Origin of the sequence: Rhizobium sp. J15 (assembly GCF_002531825.1) — a bacterium.
Taxonomy (GTDB): Bacteria; Pseudomonadota; Alphaproteobacteria; order Rhizobiales; family Rhizobiaceae; genus Rhizobium.
Window position 1 is genome coordinate 19926 of the sequence record NZ_NWSX01000055.1, and the last position, 18892, is coordinate 38817.

General features: G+C 56.0%; 14 protein-coding genes and 2 pseudogenes. 7 read left to right on the top strand and 9 right to left on the bottom strand.

The genetic code is table 11. The annotated features are described in order from the left end of the window. Positions 1-240: 240 nt before the first annotated feature. The 3 genes from CO670_RS28710 (at position 241) to CO670_RS28720 (ending at position 2625) form a co-directional block, all read left to right on the top strand. Positions 241-1284, top strand: coding sequence for an aldo/keto reductase (locus tag CO670_RS28710; RefSeq protein ID WP_097593400.1), 1044 nt, complete (start codon positions 241-243; stop codon positions 1282-1284). A gap of 161 nt (positions 1285-1445) precedes the next feature. After that, on the top strand, positions 1446-1787 hold the full coding sequence (locus tag CO670_RS28715) for a hypothetical protein (RefSeq protein ID WP_245426063.1): 342 nt from the start codon (positions 1446-1448) through the stop codon (positions 1785-1787). Continuing rightward, entirely contained in the window at positions 1759-2625 is an 867-nt protein-coding gene (locus tag CO670_RS28720; protein ID WP_097593402.1) for an N-acyl homoserine lactonase family protein, read from the top strand. Before CO670_RS28715 ends, CO670_RS28720 begins: the two co-directional genes overlap by 29 nt. A gap of 109 nt (positions 2626-2734) precedes the next feature. On the opposite strand, the gene CO670_RS28725 is transcribed toward CO670_RS28720, so the two are convergent. Together CO670_RS28725 and CO670_RS28730 are read right to left on the bottom strand one after the other, a co-directional pair. Beyond that, complete coding sequence (locus CO670_RS28725; RefSeq protein ID WP_097593403.1) at positions 2735-4108, bottom strand: NAD(P)(+) transhydrogenase (Re/Si-specific) subunit beta; 1374 nt, start codon at positions 4106-4108, stop codon at positions 2735-2737. A 13-nt stretch (positions 4109-4121) separates the two neighbouring features. Further along, a complete protein-coding gene (locus CO670_RS28730; protein ID WP_097593404.1) occupies positions 4122-5693 on the bottom strand; it encodes a Re/Si-specific NAD(P)(+) transhydrogenase subunit alpha in 1572 nt (523 codons plus the stop codon). Between the two features lie 275 nt (positions 5694-5968). Here CO670_RS28730 and CO670_RS28735 point away from each other — a divergent pair, with 275 nt between their 5' ends. Next, the gene (locus CO670_RS28735; protein WP_097593406.1) at positions 5969-6742 is read left to right on the top strand and encodes a DeoR/GlpR family DNA-binding transcription regulator; all 774 of its coding nucleotides are present in this window, start codon (positions 5969-5971) and stop codon (positions 6740-6742) included. Between the two features lie 228 nt (positions 6743-6970). Here the strand turns inward: CO670_RS28735 and CO670_RS32720 are convergent, their stop codons facing one another. The 5 genes and pseudogenes from CO670_RS32720 to CO670_RS28750 form a co-directional block, all read right to left on the bottom strand. Beyond that, positions 6971-7642 carry a hypothetical protein gene (locus tag CO670_RS32720; protein WP_141502422.1) on the bottom strand — a complete coding sequence of 224 codons (672 nt, stop codon included), beginning with the start codon at positions 7640-7642 and terminating at the stop codon, positions 6971-6973. Between the two features lie 523 nt (positions 7643-8165). Then, positions 8166-8543, bottom strand: a pseudogene (locus CO670_RS28740) (IS3 family transposase); the annotation flags it as partial. Positions 8544-8546: 3 nt separating this feature from the next. Next, positions 8547-10439: a DNA/RNA non-specific endonuclease gene (locus CO670_RS28745; RefSeq protein ID WP_097593407.1), complete on the bottom strand. Its 1893-nt coding sequence runs from the start codon at positions 10437-10439 to the stop codon at positions 8547-8549. Positions 10440-10940: 501 nt separating this feature from the next. After that, positions 10941-11270, bottom strand: a complete 330-nt coding sequence (locus CO670_RS32725) for a cytochrome c (RefSeq protein WP_141502424.1) — start codon at positions 11268-11270, stop codon at positions 10941-10943. 32 nt (positions 11271-11302) lie between these two features. After that, positions 11303-12535 (bottom strand): hypothetical protein, encoded by a 1233-nt coding sequence (locus CO670_RS28750; RefSeq protein WP_141502426.1) that lies wholly within the window; start codon positions 12533-12535, stop codon positions 11303-11305. 439 nt (positions 12536-12974) lie between these two features. On the opposite strand from CO670_RS28750, the gene CO670_RS28755 reads away from it, so the two are divergent. Together CO670_RS28755 and CO670_RS28760 are read left to right on the top strand one after the other, a co-directional pair. Then, positions 12975-14324, top strand: coding sequence for a tyrosinase family protein (locus CO670_RS28755; RefSeq protein ID WP_176539046.1), 1350 nt, complete (start codon positions 12975-12977; stop codon positions 14322-14324). Positions 14325-14369: 45 nt separating this feature from the next. Further along, entirely contained in the window at positions 14370-15896 is a 1527-nt protein-coding gene (locus CO670_RS28760; RefSeq protein WP_097593411.1) for a S8 family serine peptidase, read from the top strand. A gap of 438 nt (positions 15897-16334) precedes the next feature. Here CO670_RS28760 and CO670_RS28765 read toward each other — a convergent pair. Further along, positions 16335-17246: pseudogene (locus tag CO670_RS28765) on the bottom strand (nucleotidyltransferase and HEPN domain-containing protein). A gap of 789 nt (positions 17247-18035) precedes the next feature. After that, entirely contained in the window at positions 18036-18668 is a 633-nt protein-coding gene (locus tag CO670_RS28770) for a DUF433 domain-containing protein (protein ID WP_097593412.1), read from the bottom strand. Positions 18669-18695: 27 nt separating this feature from the next. Between CO670_RS28770 and CO670_RS33270 the strand changes: the two genes are divergently transcribed. Then, on the top strand, positions 18696-18892 hold a 197-nt coding region (locus tag CO670_RS33270), incomplete at its 3' end, for a hypothetical protein (RefSeq protein WP_210202698.1).

Sequence of the window (18892 nt, forward strand, 5' to 3'; positions counted from 1 at the left end):
CGCAAAACGCGGATGCCGGCATGCAAAAAACACTTGCCTATATAGGTATGACCTTATACCTTACACCTTGCTGATTGAGGAGTCAGGCCACGGAGGTCCATCAAGCATTTCTGGTGTGATTGGCGGCAGACGCCGGCGCGACCTGACACGCATTTGGGACACGGGCTTTAACCGAACAATGACGGCAGGGCGGAAGCTACATCGCTTCGACGCCTCCTATCGACATCTAGGGATGATCACATGACCGAACTTGAAACTAGGCCGCTCGGAAAAAGCAAAGTGCAGGTAACTTCGCTTGGGCTAGGCACAGTGCCGCTCTCTGGCTTCAACGCCGGTGTCTCCTACGACGAATTCGAAGCCACGATCCTCGCCGGGTACGCGGCCGGAATCCGCTATTTCGATTGCGCGCCGATGTATGGATTCGGCAAGTCGGAGCATTATCTTGGCCATGCCCTCCGGGCGAACAAGCTGCGCGAAAATGTGGTGGTGAGCACCAAAGTCGGACGTGTATTGAAGCCGGCAAGCAGGACAAAGAAGCTAGAGACCGTCTACGGCATCGAGTGGATCGACCCGCTTCCGTTTCTCGATACCTACGATTACACCTATGACGGCGTGATGCGCGCATTCGAAGACAGCCAGCAGCGCCTCGGATTGGACTATATCGACGTTCTTCTCGTGCATGACGTTGGTCGGGCATGGCACGGCGACCAAAGCGAGTTCTATTGGAATCAGCTTCGGGTCTCGGGTTATAAGGCACTGGACGAGCTTCGCTCCAGCGGAGCCGTCTCAGCCATCGGCTTGGGGGTCAACGAAACCGACTCTGTGGTCGGTGTCGCCCGTGAATTCCCGATCGACTGCTCCTTGATCGCGGGCCGCTACACCCTCCTGAACCATGCCCCGCTTGAGGCCGCGTTCGACGAATTGCTCCAGCGGAATGTCTCCGTGATCGCGGGCGGGATCTTCAATTCCGGAATTCTGGCGACAGGCGTCGGCGGACTCACGGCCACTTACGACTATGGCAAGGTTCCGGCGGCCGTCGTCGAAAAGGTCAAGGCGATCGAGAGCATTTGCTCGAGATTTGCGGTGAGCTTGCCTGCAGCGGCTATGCAATTCGTCTACGCGCATCCGGCAGTGGCAACCCTTGTCATGGGCGCAAAAAGCGCATCCGAAGTCGATCAGAACGTCAAGGCGATCAACGAGACAATACCCGCTGCGTTTTGGGATGCTTTGACGGAAGCGAACCTTCTTCCGTCGAATGCTCCGCTGCCGACGGCTGCACGATAATGGTCAGCGGAGGCACCGTTCGCGGAGGCTTCCGCTGTGAAGCGCTGGTAGGCTCGGTACCATTGCCGGAGGGGCGCGCATGCCTGGAGGCGCTCGTCAGAACATATGGCGAGCTCCTCGCGATCTACTCATTCATGCATCTGGCATTGAAGGAGAAGAGCATGCGTCTCTTGATTGGCGAACTCGCCGATCGCGCCACAGAGATCAAGCGATCCGTCTGTTATTCGCTGGCCGGCTTGCGCGGCGTCGCGGGGCAGGGCCACGCGCTGTCCCATCTTGAAAACACAGATCGTCTGCTTGCCAAGGTGGAAGAGCACCTCCGACGCCGATTTCTAATTTCAGATGCACCCCTGCTTGGGCTGCTTTCAAACGCGGCGATCGAACTGAAACGATCGGCCGCTCTCTTAGGCACGACGACCTTCGACACCACAGCATGCTGTGGAGGGTTTCTATTTGAACATGGGGAGGAAAACCATGGGAGCACATTCAATCTGGGTGCTTGAATACTCGCGCAGTCCCGTACATCCGGTCAGCGGAGTCCTTTACGGCGCCCATAATCAGGGCACGATGAACCTGCCGTTCGCATATATTCTGATCAAGACGGGAGATGCGGTCGTCCTGGTCGATGTCGGGCACGACGCCAGCGATTTCGGAGGCCAGATTGCCAATTCCATCGGCGTCACAGGTTGGACACCGCCGGACATTGTTCTCGGGGAATGCGGGATCAGGCCCCAGGACGTCACGCACGTCATCCTCACGCACGCTCACTTCGATCACATCGGCGGCCTGAAGTTCTTCCCAAATGCGAAAATTTTCATTCAGAAAAAGGAACTGGAATCCTGGATGTGGATTCTGGCAAAGGGTCGCCGCTTCCGCTCATTACAGGCCGGATTGAACCCGGCGGATATCCTCTACCTAACCCAGGCAAATATCGAGGGTCGCCTTGAACTGGTCGAGGGAGAACGGGAAAACTTGGTGCCCGGCGTTCATGTCTATCCTGCATTCGACACTCACACCGCAGGATCGCAATATGTAGTGGTCGAGACCGGCGATGGAGACGGCAAATTTGTCCTGTCCGGCGACGTCATCTACACCTACAGCAACCTCACGGGTGGGGACTCCAACGATCCCTGCTTCGTGCCGCCGGGCCTTGCGAATGGCAGCCAGACACGCCTGATCGAGTCCGCCGAGGAGATGCTCAAAATCGTCGGCATGGACGAACGACGTATCGTTCCCATGCACGAGGAACAGCTCTCAAAAATCTATCCGTCGCGCGTGACGGATCGCCAGCTCATGCTCGTCGAAATATGTTTGGCCGACGGAGAAGTATCGAGAGTTTGATGGATCAGAATTGCCGCGGACGCCAGGCTGGATAATTCACGATCGTCCTCCCAGACGATGCGCAGCGAAAAGGCCGGGGTCGGTTCACCGACCCCGGCCTTTTCCACATCTACCTTAGCAAAGGGATCAGTCGGCTGACCGAGTTCTTCGCGTCGCCATAGAACATCCTTGTGTTCTCTCTGAAGAACAGCGGATTCTCGATCCCCGAATACCCGGTACCCTGGCCACGCTTTGACACGAACACCTGCCGCGCTTTCCATACCTCCAGAACAGGCATGCCTGCGATCGGCGAGTTCGGATCGTCCTGCGCCGCAGGGTTCACGATATCATTCGAGCCGATGACGATGACGACGTCTGTCTCCGGGAAGTCCTCGTTTATCTCGTCCATTTCGATGACGATGTCGTATGGCACTTTCGCCTCGGCAAGGAGCACGTTCATATGGCCAGGCAATCGGCCCGCCACAGGATGGATGGCGAACCGAACGCTCTTGCCGGCTGCACGCAGCTTGCGCGTGAGCTCCGACACCGCAGACTGCGCCTGGGCAACAGCCATTCCATAACCTGGTACGATGATAACGCTCTGGGCTTCGTTGAGCGCGGCAGCCACTCCGTCGCCGTCAATCGCAATCTGCTCCCCCGTGATCTCAATCTGCGGTCCGGCGGTGCTGCCGAAACCACCGAGTATTACCGAAAGGAAGCTGCGGTTCATGGCTTTACACATGATGTATGACAGGATCGCACCCGACGATCCGACAAGCGCGCCAGTCACGATCAGCAGGTCGTTGCCGAGGAGGAAGCCCGTGGCCGCCGCCGCCCAGCCCGAATAGGAATTCAGCATCGACACCACGACGGGCATGTCCGCTCCGCCGATTGCCATGACGAGATGCGCGCCGAGAAGAAACGCGATCAAAGTCATGAGATATAGCGTCCAGGATGCCGCGTGATTCATGTAGAGGATCATCAACGCGACCGAGATGACAATCATGGCTGCGTTGCAGAGATGGCGGCCGGCCAGGACCAGCGCTTTGCCGCCGATCCGTCCGGACAACTTTCCATACGCAACGATCGATCCTGTGAAAGTGACCGCTCCGATGAAGACGCCGATGAAAATCTCCACTTCATGAATGACCTGCTCGCCTGACGTTGCGAATGTGTGCACGGTGAGATCGGAATTGATGCCTATCAGCACTGCGGCGAGGCCGACAAAACTGTGCAACGCTGCCACCAACTGCGGCATTCCCGTCATCTCGACGCGCTTCGCCAAGAGCGTACCGAAAATGGCGCCGGTGGCCAGAGCAACGCAGAGTGCTCCGGACAGGCCGGCGCCGGGACCGAAAACGGTGGCGACGATCGCGATGGTCATGCCCGTGATGCCGTACCACACGGCGCGCTTTGCGCTTTCCTGGCCGGACAGTCCGCCGAGCGCGAGAATGAAGAGGACAGAGGCCGCGATGTAGGCGGCGGTCTGGATTCCAGTGGTCATGGGAGCCTCCCGCTCAAGACTTTTGAAACATCATCAACATGCGTCGGGTGACCATGAAGCCGCCGACGATGTTGATGGTCGCGATCAAGACTGAGACACTCCCGAGCAACGGCACCAGCCAGCCAGGGGAGCCCATCTGCAAAAGAGCGCCGAGCACGATGATGCCCGAGATTGCGTTGGTGATGGCCATCAATGGTGTGTGGAGGGCATGGCTAACTCCCCAGATCACCTGGAAGCCGACGAAGCAGGCAAGGACGAACACGATGAAGTGCGCCATGAAGGCAGGCGGCGCGTAAGCGCCGACCAATGCCGTTAGGAAGCCTCCCGCCAAAAGCAGGCCAACCTGCGTGCGTGTAGCTGAGCGGAAGGACGCCATCTCGGCTGCCCGCTTTTCCTCGCGCGTGAGTTCCTTTGCCTTCTCCTTCGGCTTTTGCGCCGCAATCGCCTGCACTTTGGGAGGCGGTGGAGGGAAAGTGATATCACCTCGGAACGTCACAGTTGCGCCGCGGATGACATCATCGTCCATATTGTGAACGATCACGCCATCTTTGCCCGGAGTGAGATCGGCGATCATGTGCCGGATGTTGGTCGAATAAAGCGACGAGGACTGAGCCGCCATCCGGCTCGGAAAATCTGTGTAGCCGATAATGTTCACACCGTTGTCCGACACCACCTTCTGATCGGCGACCGTGAGTTCACAGTTTCCGCCTCGCTCCGCGGCGAGATCGACGATGACGGATCCTGGTTTCATCGCCGCGACCATGTCGGCCAACCAGAGTATCGGCGCATCCCGGCCCGGTAGCAGGGCCGTCGTAATAACGATGTCCATGTCCGGCGCGAGCTCGCGGAACTTGGACAGCTGCTTTTGGCGAAACTCCGGCGACGAAGGAGCCGCATACCCGCCCGTCACCGCGCCATCGTGTTGCTCGTCAAAATCGAGATAGACGAATTGAGCTCCCATGGATTCAATCTGCTCGGCGACCTCTGGGCGGACGTCGAAGGCGAAAGTGATCGCGCCGAGGCTCACGCTGGTGCCGATCGCTGCCAATCCGGCCACGCCGGCACCGATGACGAGTACTTTCGCCGGAGGCACTTTGCCCGCCGCGGTGATCTGCCCGGTGAAGAAGCGGCCGAAATTCGCACCTGCTTCGATGACGGCCCGGTAGCCCGCGATATTTGCCATGGAGGACAATGCGTCCATCTTCTGTGCGCGGCTGATGCGCGGCACCATGTCCATGGCGACGACAGTCGAGCCGGAATGCCGAGCACGCTCGAGCAGCTCCTTGTTGGCTGCGGGATGGAAGAAAGAGATCAGCGTCTTTTCAGGCGACAGCAGCGCGATCTCCTCATCCGTCGGGGGGCGCACCTTGACAATCACCTCGGCGGCCGCGGCGAGAGCCTGTGGACTTGGAACGACCGCGACCCCCGCGTTGCGGTAGGCTTCATCCGAGATACCCGCCATGAGGCCGGCACCAGTTTCGACGAATATGTCGTGCCCTAACTTCATGAGCTGCGATGCCGAATCCGGCGTCAACGCGACGCGGGCCTCGCCGTCCAGCCGCTCGCGCAGCGCTCCAATCTTCATTCCGATCCTCCTGTTTCGGTAGCAAACGTTCGAGCGCTTTTGACCATCGAAGGAACTTCCAACCCGTCAGGGCGAGTGCTCCGTTGAATCACGAGTCCCTCACGTCGCGGATGATGCCAGCCGGCGCCAAATCGGCTGCGTCTGCCAGTATCACCGAAGTAAAAATATCACAATATAAAATCACAAAATCACACCAAATAATATGATTATGTGATTTTGTGTTGTGCGGGGGTTGATGTTAGAAGATCGGATTCGGTGCGCTGGAGGATTACAATATGAAGAGAGATGATCGGAGGCAGGCCATCATGGACCTGTTGGTCGCGCAGAGAATGGTGGATCTGGACGACCTATCCGATCGGTTCGCGGTCTCGAAGATGACCATCCACCGCGATTTGGACGATCTTGAGCAGGCGGGCATGCTTCGCAAAGTCCGTGGTGGGGCAACGATGGAGGCAGGAAGCCATTTCGAAAGCGATTTCCGCTTTCGCCAGCAGCAGGAGGGCGACGCCAAGCGCCGCATGGCTGAAGCCGCCCTTGAACTTGTCGAGCCCGGGATGACGGTGATGATCAATGACGGGTCTATGGCGTCGGTGCTTGGCGAAATGCTGCCACAGAAGAGGCCGCTGACGGTGATCACCAACAATGCGGCGGTCATCGATCGGCTCAAGGCGGAATCAGGGATCGACCTCATTGCGGTCGGTGGGAGCTATTCGGTGAAGTTCAATGGATTTTTCGGCGTCGTCGCCGAAGAGGCACTGTCGCGTCTGAGCGCCGACATCGCCTTCATCTCAACGCCAGCGGTTTCAGGATTGCGCGTCTACCATATGGATGATGACGTTGTCCGCTCCAAGCGAGCGATGATCGCAAGCGCCGCGCGTCGCTGCCTGCTCGTGAACCATAAGCGCTTCAATCACACCGCTCTTCATGTCCTTGCCACAGTTGACGAGTTCGAAATTGTTATCACCGACCAGGAGCCGCCGGTCGAGGCCCGCGTCGCTTTGGATGCGGCGAAGGTATCGCTTCGAGTGGCATCAGCGGAAAGCAGGTGAACGTGGGCGGAAGAATCCGTCAGATTGGCATTCCGATGAGTTCAGCAACGCCATGATTTACCTCAACCGGTCAGCAGGTTTCGTTCTTTGGCCTTTCTGCCGGGACTCAACGGATGTGTCGGTGCATTCCATTCGCTAGACTGGCAATCATGGGACCGTTGGTTCGAATCGCTTCAAGGCGCTTATGTAAGTGAAAGTTCTCGCCACCTCTTAAGTATCCCCAACTAATTATGGCGCTGTAAAATTCTCCACCGCCGAAACATAGCCCGCTATGAAGTGTTTTGTTTCGCAAGCTGTGGTGTTGGCCCACAAGACGGCACAAATTTTTTGAGGTGTGTTTGTAATAACCTCGTATCCCGTCCTGCCCCGACTGGAATTGATGATCACCACGCCAGTACCGGTTATTAATTCTCCGCCGTGCTGAGGGGTCACACAACTCGTCGCGCGCCTTTCTTGACAACCAGGGTTAGGCTCCGACGGCCCGCCTGAATAAGGTTCGACCACATTTCCGTCGACTGAGATCTTACTCGCCAATTTTCGACTATCGTTGCACTGCGCGGTCAACCCCAGGATTCTTGCCCAGTGGCAGGGAAACCCGGCTGCGAATGCCGTAACGGTAAATAATAAAAAAGACAAAAAGAACAGGAGGATCGCCCAAACTAAAATAGTGCCCGCGAGCGCAACTATAGGGGTTTTTGCGGTAATTAAGCTTGAAAAAAGGAAAATTAATACCATTCCAATGAAAACAAGGCCAACAATCAAAATTGCTGTACGAGAATTTCCTATCAACCCAATTATTATACTAGCGGAGGCTGCAAGTCCTGCCAGCGCTAAGGCGTAATTGACTGCAGGGACCGCCTCTCGCGCCTCATTTAGCAATTTGATAGGATCAAGAGCCATTTCGTTCCTCGCTTTCACATCAATCAGAAAAGCGAATTTGTTACGACAACGCGATGAACAATACTATGATGATTGTTTTTCTGCAATTGTGTAACTTGTGGAAGAGCAATGCCACGTGGAATTCTGCAGAGGAATTGTAGTATGGGAAGTCTTGTATTTGGAGGTTCTAAGTTATGACATCCATCTAAAGAAATTTGCTGCTCATGAACGCCTAGTTTACATATTCGCCCGTTCTGCTGGCAATCGGTCTTCCTCGAGCTAACGCCGAGAGGCTGTGGGGATAGCAAGATAAATCAGCATTGCGAAAGTCTGACCTAGTATCATATTGCACGTGCAAGAGCACAACCAGTACTCCCTTTAGTCTTGATAGGGTTGGAGACGAGGACCCATTGATCGCGAGCGCTCGATGGAAGGCACACTGGCATCAGTGACAATAGTGAACCACGGTCCATGCAAGGACGTTGAAGACGCCGCGCTCGATGCATTCAAAGGTACAGCCGGCCGCCGAGCGACCCTGCGCGGCAAGTGGGATCAGCATCGGTGCGCGTGCGCCGATTGCTCGCTTGCGGCCGCGTCGCTTGCGCACCGTCGGCTTCTCTCCCGGATAGAGCCGGAGGTGACCCTCACGCCTGAGCAGCACATGAGGGCGCCGATATCCGAAGCGGCGGCGTTCTTGCGCCAGCGCCTTCATCCGCTCGCGCAAGGTCTGTCATCGCTGCGCCCTGATTCGTAACGGATCGCCATACGGCAAAAACCGATGGCTTTACACGCCCGCCGTTCGCTCATCTGGTGGTGATCCATCGGATGCGACAGCTTTCCGCGCGGCGGGCGTCACCACTTCTTTCCCCACAAGTCTTCCAACGCATTTGTCGAGCATCGCATCTGCCAGGAGCCGTTTCAGAGATCAGAGACGTATGTCGCGCTCCGAACGGATCTCCGTCACGGCTTTGGTGGTATCGACCAGCGATTCAGGACCGACTGGTCGAGTAACGAGCTCGGGGCGACTGATAACGTCGGCACCCGAAAGCAGGTCGAAATTGAGTTCGGTCTTTCGGGCAAGCTCGGCGAGTGACACCTGGTAGATACGGAAGGGATCGAGATCGAGGCTCTCAAGATCGTTGAGCAGCTTCTCTTGAGACAGGATGAAAGCCGCACCTCGCAGCCGATCATCATTACCGAGATAGGCGATCATTTTCCAGAATGATCGAGGAATGAGGGCATCCCTGTACTCGATATCTTCCGTTCCGAATACCGGCCCACCAATGACCGAGAGCTTGAGGTCCTTGAGGTCGGCCTGATCAAACACGAGGTTTTCCAGCTCGCCCCAGAGCCCCTTTCTGGATGACTGGTTGAAACGTTCGTGCTGCGGCGCGATATTGGTGAAATAGAACGAATCCCGATTGGCCTGTTCCGCCTCGGGAACGGGTCCCCAGCAGACATCGGCGCGGCGCGCAATATGGCCGCGGTCGACCCGGTTCTCGACATACAGCGCATCTCCGAACTGGTATTTGGCATCTATCCTCGGATCGATCGAAAAGCCGCGGCGTGGCAGTGCCACCAGCCTCGATCCATCGATATTCCATGCGACGTAACGCGCCATCCGGCGCTTTGCGCTCAGGCAGACAGAAAAGTGCGTGTAGGGTATCGTCTGGCCTTGTTCGAAATTGACGGCGTCGCGTTTCTGCGCGGCAGACAGGCCCGGCTCCGGGACAGCAGCCCCAAGAAAACCCACATCATAGCCTCGTCGAGCCACGACGCCCTCGATTTGGACTATGGAGGACGCCGTCGGCGGAGGTTTCAGGACGAAATCGAGTTTCTTCTGGATGGAGGCCGGGTAGCAGGCGAGCGCATGCTCATCGCTGGTGCCGTCGGTTTCCCCAGCAAAATGGAGTCCGGCAAAAATATCGGTGGCCTTGCCCTTGTCGAAGATCAGCCACGCCGATCCGGAATCGCCGCCCTTGCTGATCTCCCCGTCTGCAGGCACGTCCTGTGGATCAGGACCGATTTCAAAGCAGCCGATCGCCTGTTCGCCGGCCGGGATGCCGTAGTTGATCTTGGCCATGACGTCGATGCGGCGCACGACGCCTCTGGTCACTGCGGTTGTCCGCCCCGATTTGATGACCTTGTCGCCGAGTGCAACGCGCGCCATTCGAGCCGGCACTACATCGAGTGCGAAAACCGACCGATCATATCCACGTTGCTGAACTTTCGATAGCGCGCAATCACCGGCCGCGCCTAAATGGCTGCGGAGCAGGGTTCCCGCGACGTTGAGCGTGATGTTGTTGTCATCGTAGGGCCCGGGCTGAACGATCGTGTCTCCGATTTTTCCGACGTTGCCGTTGAGGACATGCCAATTGGACAAGACGCAAGGCGCTCCGGTCGCGCGATCGAAAACGATCAAGCCCAGCGTACCAGCAGTTTCAGCAGTATGCGCGATGCTGACACCGGGCCGAATCGGATCAATTCTTTGGCGGCGGAGATCGAGTTGCTCCTCCGCAACTATTTCGAACGACGGACGGTAGGCGCGCTGCAATACATCGGTCGGCACCATTTGACCTTCAACTTCGATCGCTTCAGGAATGCGGCGGCTGCCTAGGGATTCAATCGCAGAATCTCCCTTCGTACCGACAGTAAATTGCAGGCAGATTGGGCCGCTCCCATTCTTCAGGCCGATCCCCACCGACGTGATGTTAGGATCCTGCAGATAGTCGGCGCCTTTGGCGCGGATATGTCTACGTAGCGCCTCCTCGGAAATCTGCTCTGTTGATTTGCTCCTTCCACCAGTAGTCTTTGCCATGACTTGCCTCCAGTGAGTTGGTTGCAGTACGCTTGCGCAGGTATCAAATAGGGTCGCGCAGAAAGGTCGTAGAAATTGCGAATGACTTGGCAGGAGCCGAGCTTTGCAAAATCGCCTCCATATCGTGAAAATCCGTACTGTCGCGCCCGAAGCCCCATGAGTATGACGTGTCCGTTCATCGTCTGCCGCCTGACCGTAGTCGTGATCGCTTCCGGAGCGCCATAAATCTGGCTATGAAATCTGTGACGGTAATCTCGAATCGCCATAATCTCCCGTACAAAACATAAGTAAGGCTGCTTTATTCGTTTTAGCTGGGGCAATAAATTGTGAGCTGACGGAATAACCGACGATGTTGATACCCGCATTGGAGGTTCCCGGCCGAATCGAGCAGAAGGCTGCGCCCCGCAGCTGCATCCCCGGAATCGATGAACCAGCTTTCCTTAAAGCTTTCGTCAACTATCGGTCCAAGTGAGATCGGTGAACCCTCTTAAGCGGTTCATTCTATTCAGGAGCGCCCGATTCAATCCATGTCTTGATCGTCAGGATTTCTTCGTCAGAAAGAAACGGGCCGCCTGCTGGCATTCGTGGAACGAAAGGAAGTCCATTCGTAAGCACCCTAATTAAGTTGGCTTCAGAGGCGTCGGCCGATCCGACAAACTCCGGCTGAATTAGTCGCCGTCCACGAGCAGTGCTGTTTAGAAGTTGTGCCCTGTTGGACCAGCCAAAATTGTCGCTGTGAGTGCTCAGTTGTGGTGCTCGCCCATGCTCGACCTCCCAGTCCCCGATTATCCTGTCGAGTATTGTTTTCACATCAGAGAAGACAATGGTCATCGAACTTTCCTCGATTGGCTTTCACACTAAGATTACCAGACGCAACGCGCTGGCGGTGCAGAGGTCTCAATGACTCGGCTTGCGCGAAAAGGTATCGACCAGACAAAATCGGTCTGAAAGTATGCTTTCTTACCGTCCTCCTCGAACCATTCGGGAAGGGGAGCTCCCAATTCACGGATAAGTTTGCCGCTTTCAAAAAGACGGGAGTCGATCAGTTCGTTGCAGGGCACCTCTGAAATATTGGTACCCAGTAAGCAGGTGGCTTTGGCCTGGTTGGGCCCACCTCTAGGGAAGTCGGGCATTTTGACTCCAATGGCCGATGTGGCATGGCACGAGATGCACGATGACTTCTGAAAGCCAAACTCAACGTAGTAATCCGAAAGTATTGTCGGCTCCCCGGTGGGTTTTACGAAATCTGTTTGAGTTCCGCCAAGTTTGTATTTCTCCCAAACGGTACCCTTAAGGACTGGGGGCATTCCATATGAATCTTCAGTTTCGAAAGCATCATTCTCTGGTGCATTCTTGTGGTGGAAGCTTGCCCAAAACCAGTTCGATACATCTTTGGTGATTATGTGTAGAGAGGTGAGGCCGTATACTTTTTCAACGCCGTCCGCAGGGTCTTTCCATGTGGTGGAATAGTACTCTCGCCATTTTTCATTGGGAATATTGTGCGCTTTGAGATCCAGCCATGCAGCTTTCACTTCGATAGAATCTGGATCAAAAACGAGCGGAAGCTTTTTCCCGTCGAGTATTGCTTGTGCATAACGCTGCATCCCTTGTGCCGACCATAGGCAATTCCGTTTTATGAATTCGTAGGTCGACCGGTTCATACGCGTTTCACCGAAGCCGCCCCCGCCCTTGAAGACGCCATCTCCGGGTGAAAACTGAGGACTTATCAGTGAGTCCGCCATGTCATGAAACGACAGTAAGGCTTTTCTTTCCTGCGGCGACATGTTTTCAGCATTAGCCGCAGCGATCTCCGGAACGGATCCGGGTGGCTCATCAGGAAACAATGTAGTGTCGTTCCACTGCGGTGGCTCCACGCCACCTTTATTGAGGGGGAAAACCTCTGTTGCGGCGTTTCGCCAAGTTTCCCAAACCGACGTCGTCCCAGGTGAGCCAATCGGTTTCGAGCAGTCCGGCATACCTCGTTCTATTTTCTCGTCTACGGCTGGATGGTTCAGCGCCAGGAAAAGGTTCCAAGCATGTCGGCTAGGGAAATCAAGGGCGTCTGAACGAACAGGTTCAACCGTGCAGTAATTCATCTTGGGTCCTGCAGCGTACGAACTCACCACGTTGCAGCTATATCCAAGCATAAATGAGCAAACAAGAAAAAACGTTATTCGCTTTAACATTGAAATCCCCCGAGAAAACAATACTCTACGCCATAGCAAGCCTTTCGGCTGTTGCTCAGAAGTTTAAGTTGCTTAGTATTTTTACTCTTGACGACCGTATATATGTTTGCTCTCTTGTGGTGGCATTGTCAATTCATAATATACTCTCGGTTTCATCGTGGGGCGCTGTGGTCGGCAGCCGTTTTATGCTGCACCTATAGGGAGGCTAAAAGTGTTTACGAGGCGGGAAGTATTGATAAGTGGCATGGGCTTGGCTGCACTGGCAGGCCTCTCAACCGGCGTTGGGGGAGGTGTGAGGGCCAGTGAAGGTCGTGTTCGACACGAAGTAGGATCGCCCGAAGGGAAGGCGATGCTCGAGCTTTACCGCGAAGCAGTTAAATTGATGCGGGATGAAGCGAAATTCCCGCGTCATGACCCCCGGTCATGGAAATTCCAAGCCAACATCCATTGGGTTCATCCGGACGACGACTCAGAGGAAGCGCTTCAGGCTATATTCTCGACGACCGGGTTGTCTCCGGATGAAGCAGAGAAAGTGCTTCGACATCGCGCATTGGCGATCGGAGCGACTTCAAGAACATGGTCAACCTGTCAGCATGTCGATGCAGTGGAGTACTATTTCTTGGGTTGGCACCGACTTTATCTCTGGCATTTTGAGCAAATCGTATCGTCGTTAGTCGGCCAAGATTTCGCGTTACCATATTGGGACTATGGGAAAAATGGATCTTCTGAGCATCGGGCGTTGCCTATTGAGTTTAGGGAAAGCATCGGCGGCTCCCAAGCTGCGAACCCGCTCTGGTACGAGCACAGAAATCCTGAGATGAACAAGGAGAACGGGGCCGGGGAAATGGATCCAGCGGACGTCAGCCCCTCGGCTGCTTTTCAATCGGCTGGCCTATATCTGCCGGATACTCGCAAGGGCTTCAACAGCCTGTTGAACACTTCGCCTCACGGCAACGTCCACGTCGCTATAGGTGGCCCCGGCGAAGATCCCGGAATGGGAACTGTACCAACTGCCGGTCGAGATCCGGTTTTTTGGGTACACCACTGCAACATTGACCGACTTTGGGAAATCTGGCGAAGGTCAGAAAAGGGAAAAGCTGACGAGACGACATTCCGGGACGAATGGAAGGGCGCCACGTTTGCATTTTCGGATCCCATGGGCGAGTTATCGGAGATGGAAGCCGCCCGGGCGCTGGATTTGTCCTCACTCAGCTATGACTACGACGACTTGGCTGCAGTGGTAACCCCTGTTGGGGCTGCGGCGGCATCGGGTGGTAAAATCATCGCACACTTAGCTTCTAGCGTGCCGATGGAGATCGTCGGTCGAGGAGGGGCTGCAAGTCTTGAAAAATCCACTGCGATTGGGGGGTTTGATACTAGTCAAGCTAAAGCCGCGTCCGTAGAGTTGGAGGTTCGCGCCCGTGGGAACCCGGGAGACAGGTTTGATGTCTACCTCGCCTTCCCCAAGCAGGCTCAATTCAAAGAGAAAGAGGTAAGGGTCGGTCGATTTAACGTTTTTGGTGCTACTACGAAGCGAGATCCAGGTGGCGCGACGTTCTTTTTTTCGTTGGACGCAAGTAACGCCCTCAAGGATATCATCGAGCGAGGGCTTGATGGCGTAACGGTGCGGGTAAGTCCGGCGACAAAGCAAACTTCATCCCCCATATACCTCGATGATCTCAAGTTGGTGCTGAATTAAGCGGCTTTTAATCGGATAGAGCAATCCAAAATACAGGAGGGCGTGATGGCTTACGAGTATAAGGTCTCTGGGCAAAGCGTTCAGTTGCAGCTGGATCCGAGTGTCGTCGCGGTTCGCTTCGGCCCGTCTGAGCCGAACAGCAGTCGTGCGATGTCAGCCGAAGCTGCTGGGATTGGGCCTTTTGCGAACCGGTTCGACATTCCCAGTGAGAACCTTACGATCATTCCCGCGGGACCCGGCATCCTACCTAGCAGTGCCGATCAGATGCAAAAGACGATCGAGACGAAAATTGGCCGCCTCAATCAGCAGGCCGCCGTCGACGTGGCTCTTCCGGTCTTTAACGTGAACGGCAATCATGTCGTGGCGACTGACCGTGTAATCGTAGGTATCGACGTGCCGAGCGAAGCTGCGAAATTAGCGACCAAGTACAACGCAACCGTCCTACGCGATTTCGAAAAGAAAGTGGTACTGCAAATCGCTCCTGGGGCGGACCCGTTTGCGATATCGAACGCAATTAGCGGAGAGCCGGGCGTAAGATTTGCGGAACCTGATTTCATTACCATCGGCCGCCATATTCCTAAGCGCAGCACTGCCACCGCAAATATCCCTCTTGAGGCGATGGCAATCCCACGTCAATATGCCATGAAGATTACCAAAGCTGTCGAGGCGTGGGAAATCCAGGTTGGCAGTCGGAATGTTAGAATCGCCGTTCTAGATGAAGGCGTCGATACGGATCATCCAGACCTGAAGGATGCGGTTGTCGGCACGTTTGATGCGACTGACGACGACACCTATCAGGAGCCTAACGGATGGGACGGGCATGGCACGTCATGTTCGGGGCTGGCCCTAGCGGCCGGGAACGCGGAAACCGGCGTCCGGGGAACAGGTGTAGGTTGTTCACTATTGGCAGTGCGGATAGCTTACAGCCAGTTCAAGGGCGGTCCTTGGATCACCAGCAACGAGAAAATAGCGAGAGCGATTGCCTGGGCACGAACGAACGAGGCCTCCGTGATAAGCAACAGTTGGGGCGGCGGAGCACCCTCTGGAGCGATAATTGAGGAATTCGAGGCAGCCCGCACAGAAGGCAGAAATGGGCTTGGGTGCGTCATTGTGATAGCAGCTGGAAACGCCTTCGGCCCAGTGCAATTTCCTGCGAAAATTCCGAATGTACTCGCTGTGTCGGCGAGCAACGAGTTTGATCAGATCAAAACACCTACCAGCCTCGACGGGGAGACCTGGTGGGGTACCTGCTTTGGCCCAGAAATCTCCGTGTGCGCACCGGGGGTCCATAACCTTACTACAGACATCAGTGGGTCGGATGGTTACGATGCGACGAACTATACGCCCAGTTTTAACGGAACTTCTTCAGCCACGCCCATCGTTGCGGGCGCCTGCGGGCTCATCCTGTCCGCAAATCCCGAACTAACAGAGCAAGAGGTGCGCACGCTTGTAATGCAAACGGCGGATAAGGTTGGCGAGCATCCTTACGTTGACGCGGGGCGCAATGACTTCTTCGGGTTTGGGAGGCTCAACGTGCTTGCGGCGATCACAGCCGCGCAGGCGGTCGCGTAGTGCAGGAGGTTCTAAATGTCCGCCATTAACTTAGAAGCGCCAAATGACCGACCGGCGCGGTTTTGTTGGCCACAGTAGCAGCTGCCACTTTGTATGGCTTGCGATTGCGAGAGAATGAAAGCCACCGCTACGGACGCCGCGCCTTTTTCGGGAGGCAAACGATCGGGCACGCTCTCAAAACGAGCGGCGGGCGGAGCGCCGAAGCATTGGACATTTGAATGGCGCTTAGACGGCAAGAGGTTACGAGGCCGATGCAGCTTGTTGCTAGTGGGTTCACGTTTTGGGCCAAAAAGATCGCATAATGGATCGAACGGAACAAACAAGACGAAGTGGGGCGAGGGGCAGAAAGCGGCGCAAAATGCCTGACCACTGATCCAGGTGCTATCCGTAAGGACGCTGTGTTCTTGTTTTCGCCAGTCCGAATGTCGCGCGACCCAGCTACCCGCCATTCGCCTCAAGCATCGCCAGATGCTCGGAGCATACCGTCTCAACCAGTTGGGGCAACAGGGCAGTTTGTTCTGCAAGCCAGCCGAGAGCCTCCTCGCTGATCTCGAAATGCTTGGAATAGCGAGCCTTAACGTAGGCTTCGTTCAGCGTGTTGAACCAGGCGCGCTCACGATGCTGATCGCGAGGAAAGGCATCGGCCAGGCGCCGATCCTGTTCCTCGGCAAGGGAGCGAAGGAATTTGATGTTGTGAGACGGCGGGCCGTAGTTCGTGAGCGTCAACAGAACACAAGAATAGGCCTGTTCCAACGCTTGATGAAAGACAAAGGCCGCACGCTTCACGTAGCGTTTCGAACGAGCATGCTCAGCTAGATCGAAGAATTCTTTCGTGGCCTCAAGGCGTTCCACGAAATGCTCCTTCGCCATGCGGAGGTGATCCGCCGGCGAGAGCGGCTTGGGTTCTGCAAGCGGCTCGTCATCGAGTTCATAAAGAACAATGCCTTCCCTCCGGATATCGGAGAAGAAGTATTGCCCTTCCTTCAGTTAAGTGTTCACCTCACGCCTGGAGTGGACGATGAAGCTTACCGGCGTTTCGATCGATTTGTCATGGATCAGCCGATCTGCGGCCTTGTGCCAGTACTCAGCGAAATCGGTGAGCTTGCGATTGTTGACGATGATCAAGAGGTCGAAATCGGAGCGATATCCCTTCATCGTAAAAGGCTCATCGACCCATCCACCCTTCGCGTACGAACCAAAGAGGATAATCTTCACAATCCGGCCGCGCTTCTTGAATTCCGCCGTGCCGTCCTTCAGCGCATCCTCGAATTCCTCATGCAGGATCTCCAGAGCGCGGCTGATCTCGCGTTGCTTGCGAAGTGGCATATGGTTGAGGGACGATTTCATCATGGAGAGCAATGATCGCGGACGGCTGAAAACGGTTACTAAAATTCGGCTAGGCTCGATTCTACACTGCTCACCTTAAATCACAACCTTGGGCATGCTGGTCCGTCGAGCGCTGGAGCCACGACGGGCAGCAGTCACCTGGCCTTGATGAGGAAGGGTTCTGAGCCTCGTTTAGCAGCGCCGAGGTTCTCCAGCTTTTCGATCCGCTCATACTTGGCAGCTTCTTCGTGCCGTCGGCGCAAGCCCAGGAAATGAAACAGGACCAGATGTCGGCCACGCTCGCACCGGGCGAGTCCACCGAAATCAAGCTTTCGATGAAGCAGGGGGCCAAGGCGACCTGTTCCTGGACGGCTGAAGGCGGCGTCTGAACTTCGATCTTCATGCCGACGGTGAAGGCGGTTCGACCACTCGTACAAGAAGGGCCGCGCCCAACCGGGTGATGAGGGTGAGTTCGAGGCCGCCTTCGATGGCTTGCATGGTTGGTTCTGGCGGAACCGCACTGGGGACAACGTCACGGTGGCCATCAAGGCGTCTGGCGATTTCGCCGAGATGAAGAAGATGAAGTAAGAGCTGGCGCGGTGCCCTTGAACGGTGCCGCGCCCACCACTTGGCCGAATGTCCGCTGGTCGGATCCCTTTTTGAGGCGGTCTATGCCCCGATGAGTGTCATCAAAAGTTCAGCCGTGCGATCATCCGAAATCGCCACCGACTTCCGAAGATCAGAAACTCGAGAGTCTGCTGCTTGAGGTCGGGCCGGTGTCGATTCCATGAAGGATTTCATCGATAAGGAACTTCACGAGGACGAGCCGGAGGCCTTGGACGTGCTCTCGTTGCGGAGTCGCAGACGCTTCACGGATTTCGCCTTGAGGCCCTGCTCCGATAGCTTCCGCGGACGCCCCCTGGCGGGATGGGCCGCAACCCAGATCTCGGCAAGTTCCACCATGCGCTCGGTGAGCGAAGGATAGCCCTCAACGATTTCCACCGTGCTTGCGCCCTGCGCCTTCATCGCGGCAATCGTCCGCACCGGAACACGGGTTCTCTTGAACACCGGCTCGCCGCCCGCGACACCCTTCACACTTTCGATCAGTCGTTCGGCTTCTCGAAGCGCCTCGGCCCGCGCGGCCAGTTGCTCCCGTGCCCGCGCGACGTCGATAATGAGACAGTCGTCTGCTCTCACGGTTTCGGCATCGGGGTTCTGGTCGATCGTATCGAACAGGCGCTTGCGGCGCTCGGCAGACAAGATCGATCCGACGCCATACCAGAGCTTCAACCGAAGCAGATCCTCGTCGGAAAGCGCTCGACCCCTGCTACCAACGAGATGAGCCTCGATGATGCGCTTGTCGATCGCATTGTGCACCGACTTCACAGCGATCTCGCTGACAGCCGCCGCCTCGGCGGGCGTGTATGCGTGTGACGTGCCGGTCATAATCATTCTCCCTGTGGAGAATATATAATGAAGGTGACGACTTTCGTAAACACGGCGGAGCTATTCCATCTCGCTTCTCGTCAGTTTATTGGCGGGCACTTCTTCTCCAGCGGCCGATCAGTCACGCGGACAGTGCCTTCGTGCCGGTCTTTACTTCGGTTCATTGAAGAACAAGGAGCCGGAATTTTCTCAAGATTTGCTCTCGCTGATTGCGGCAAATGCAG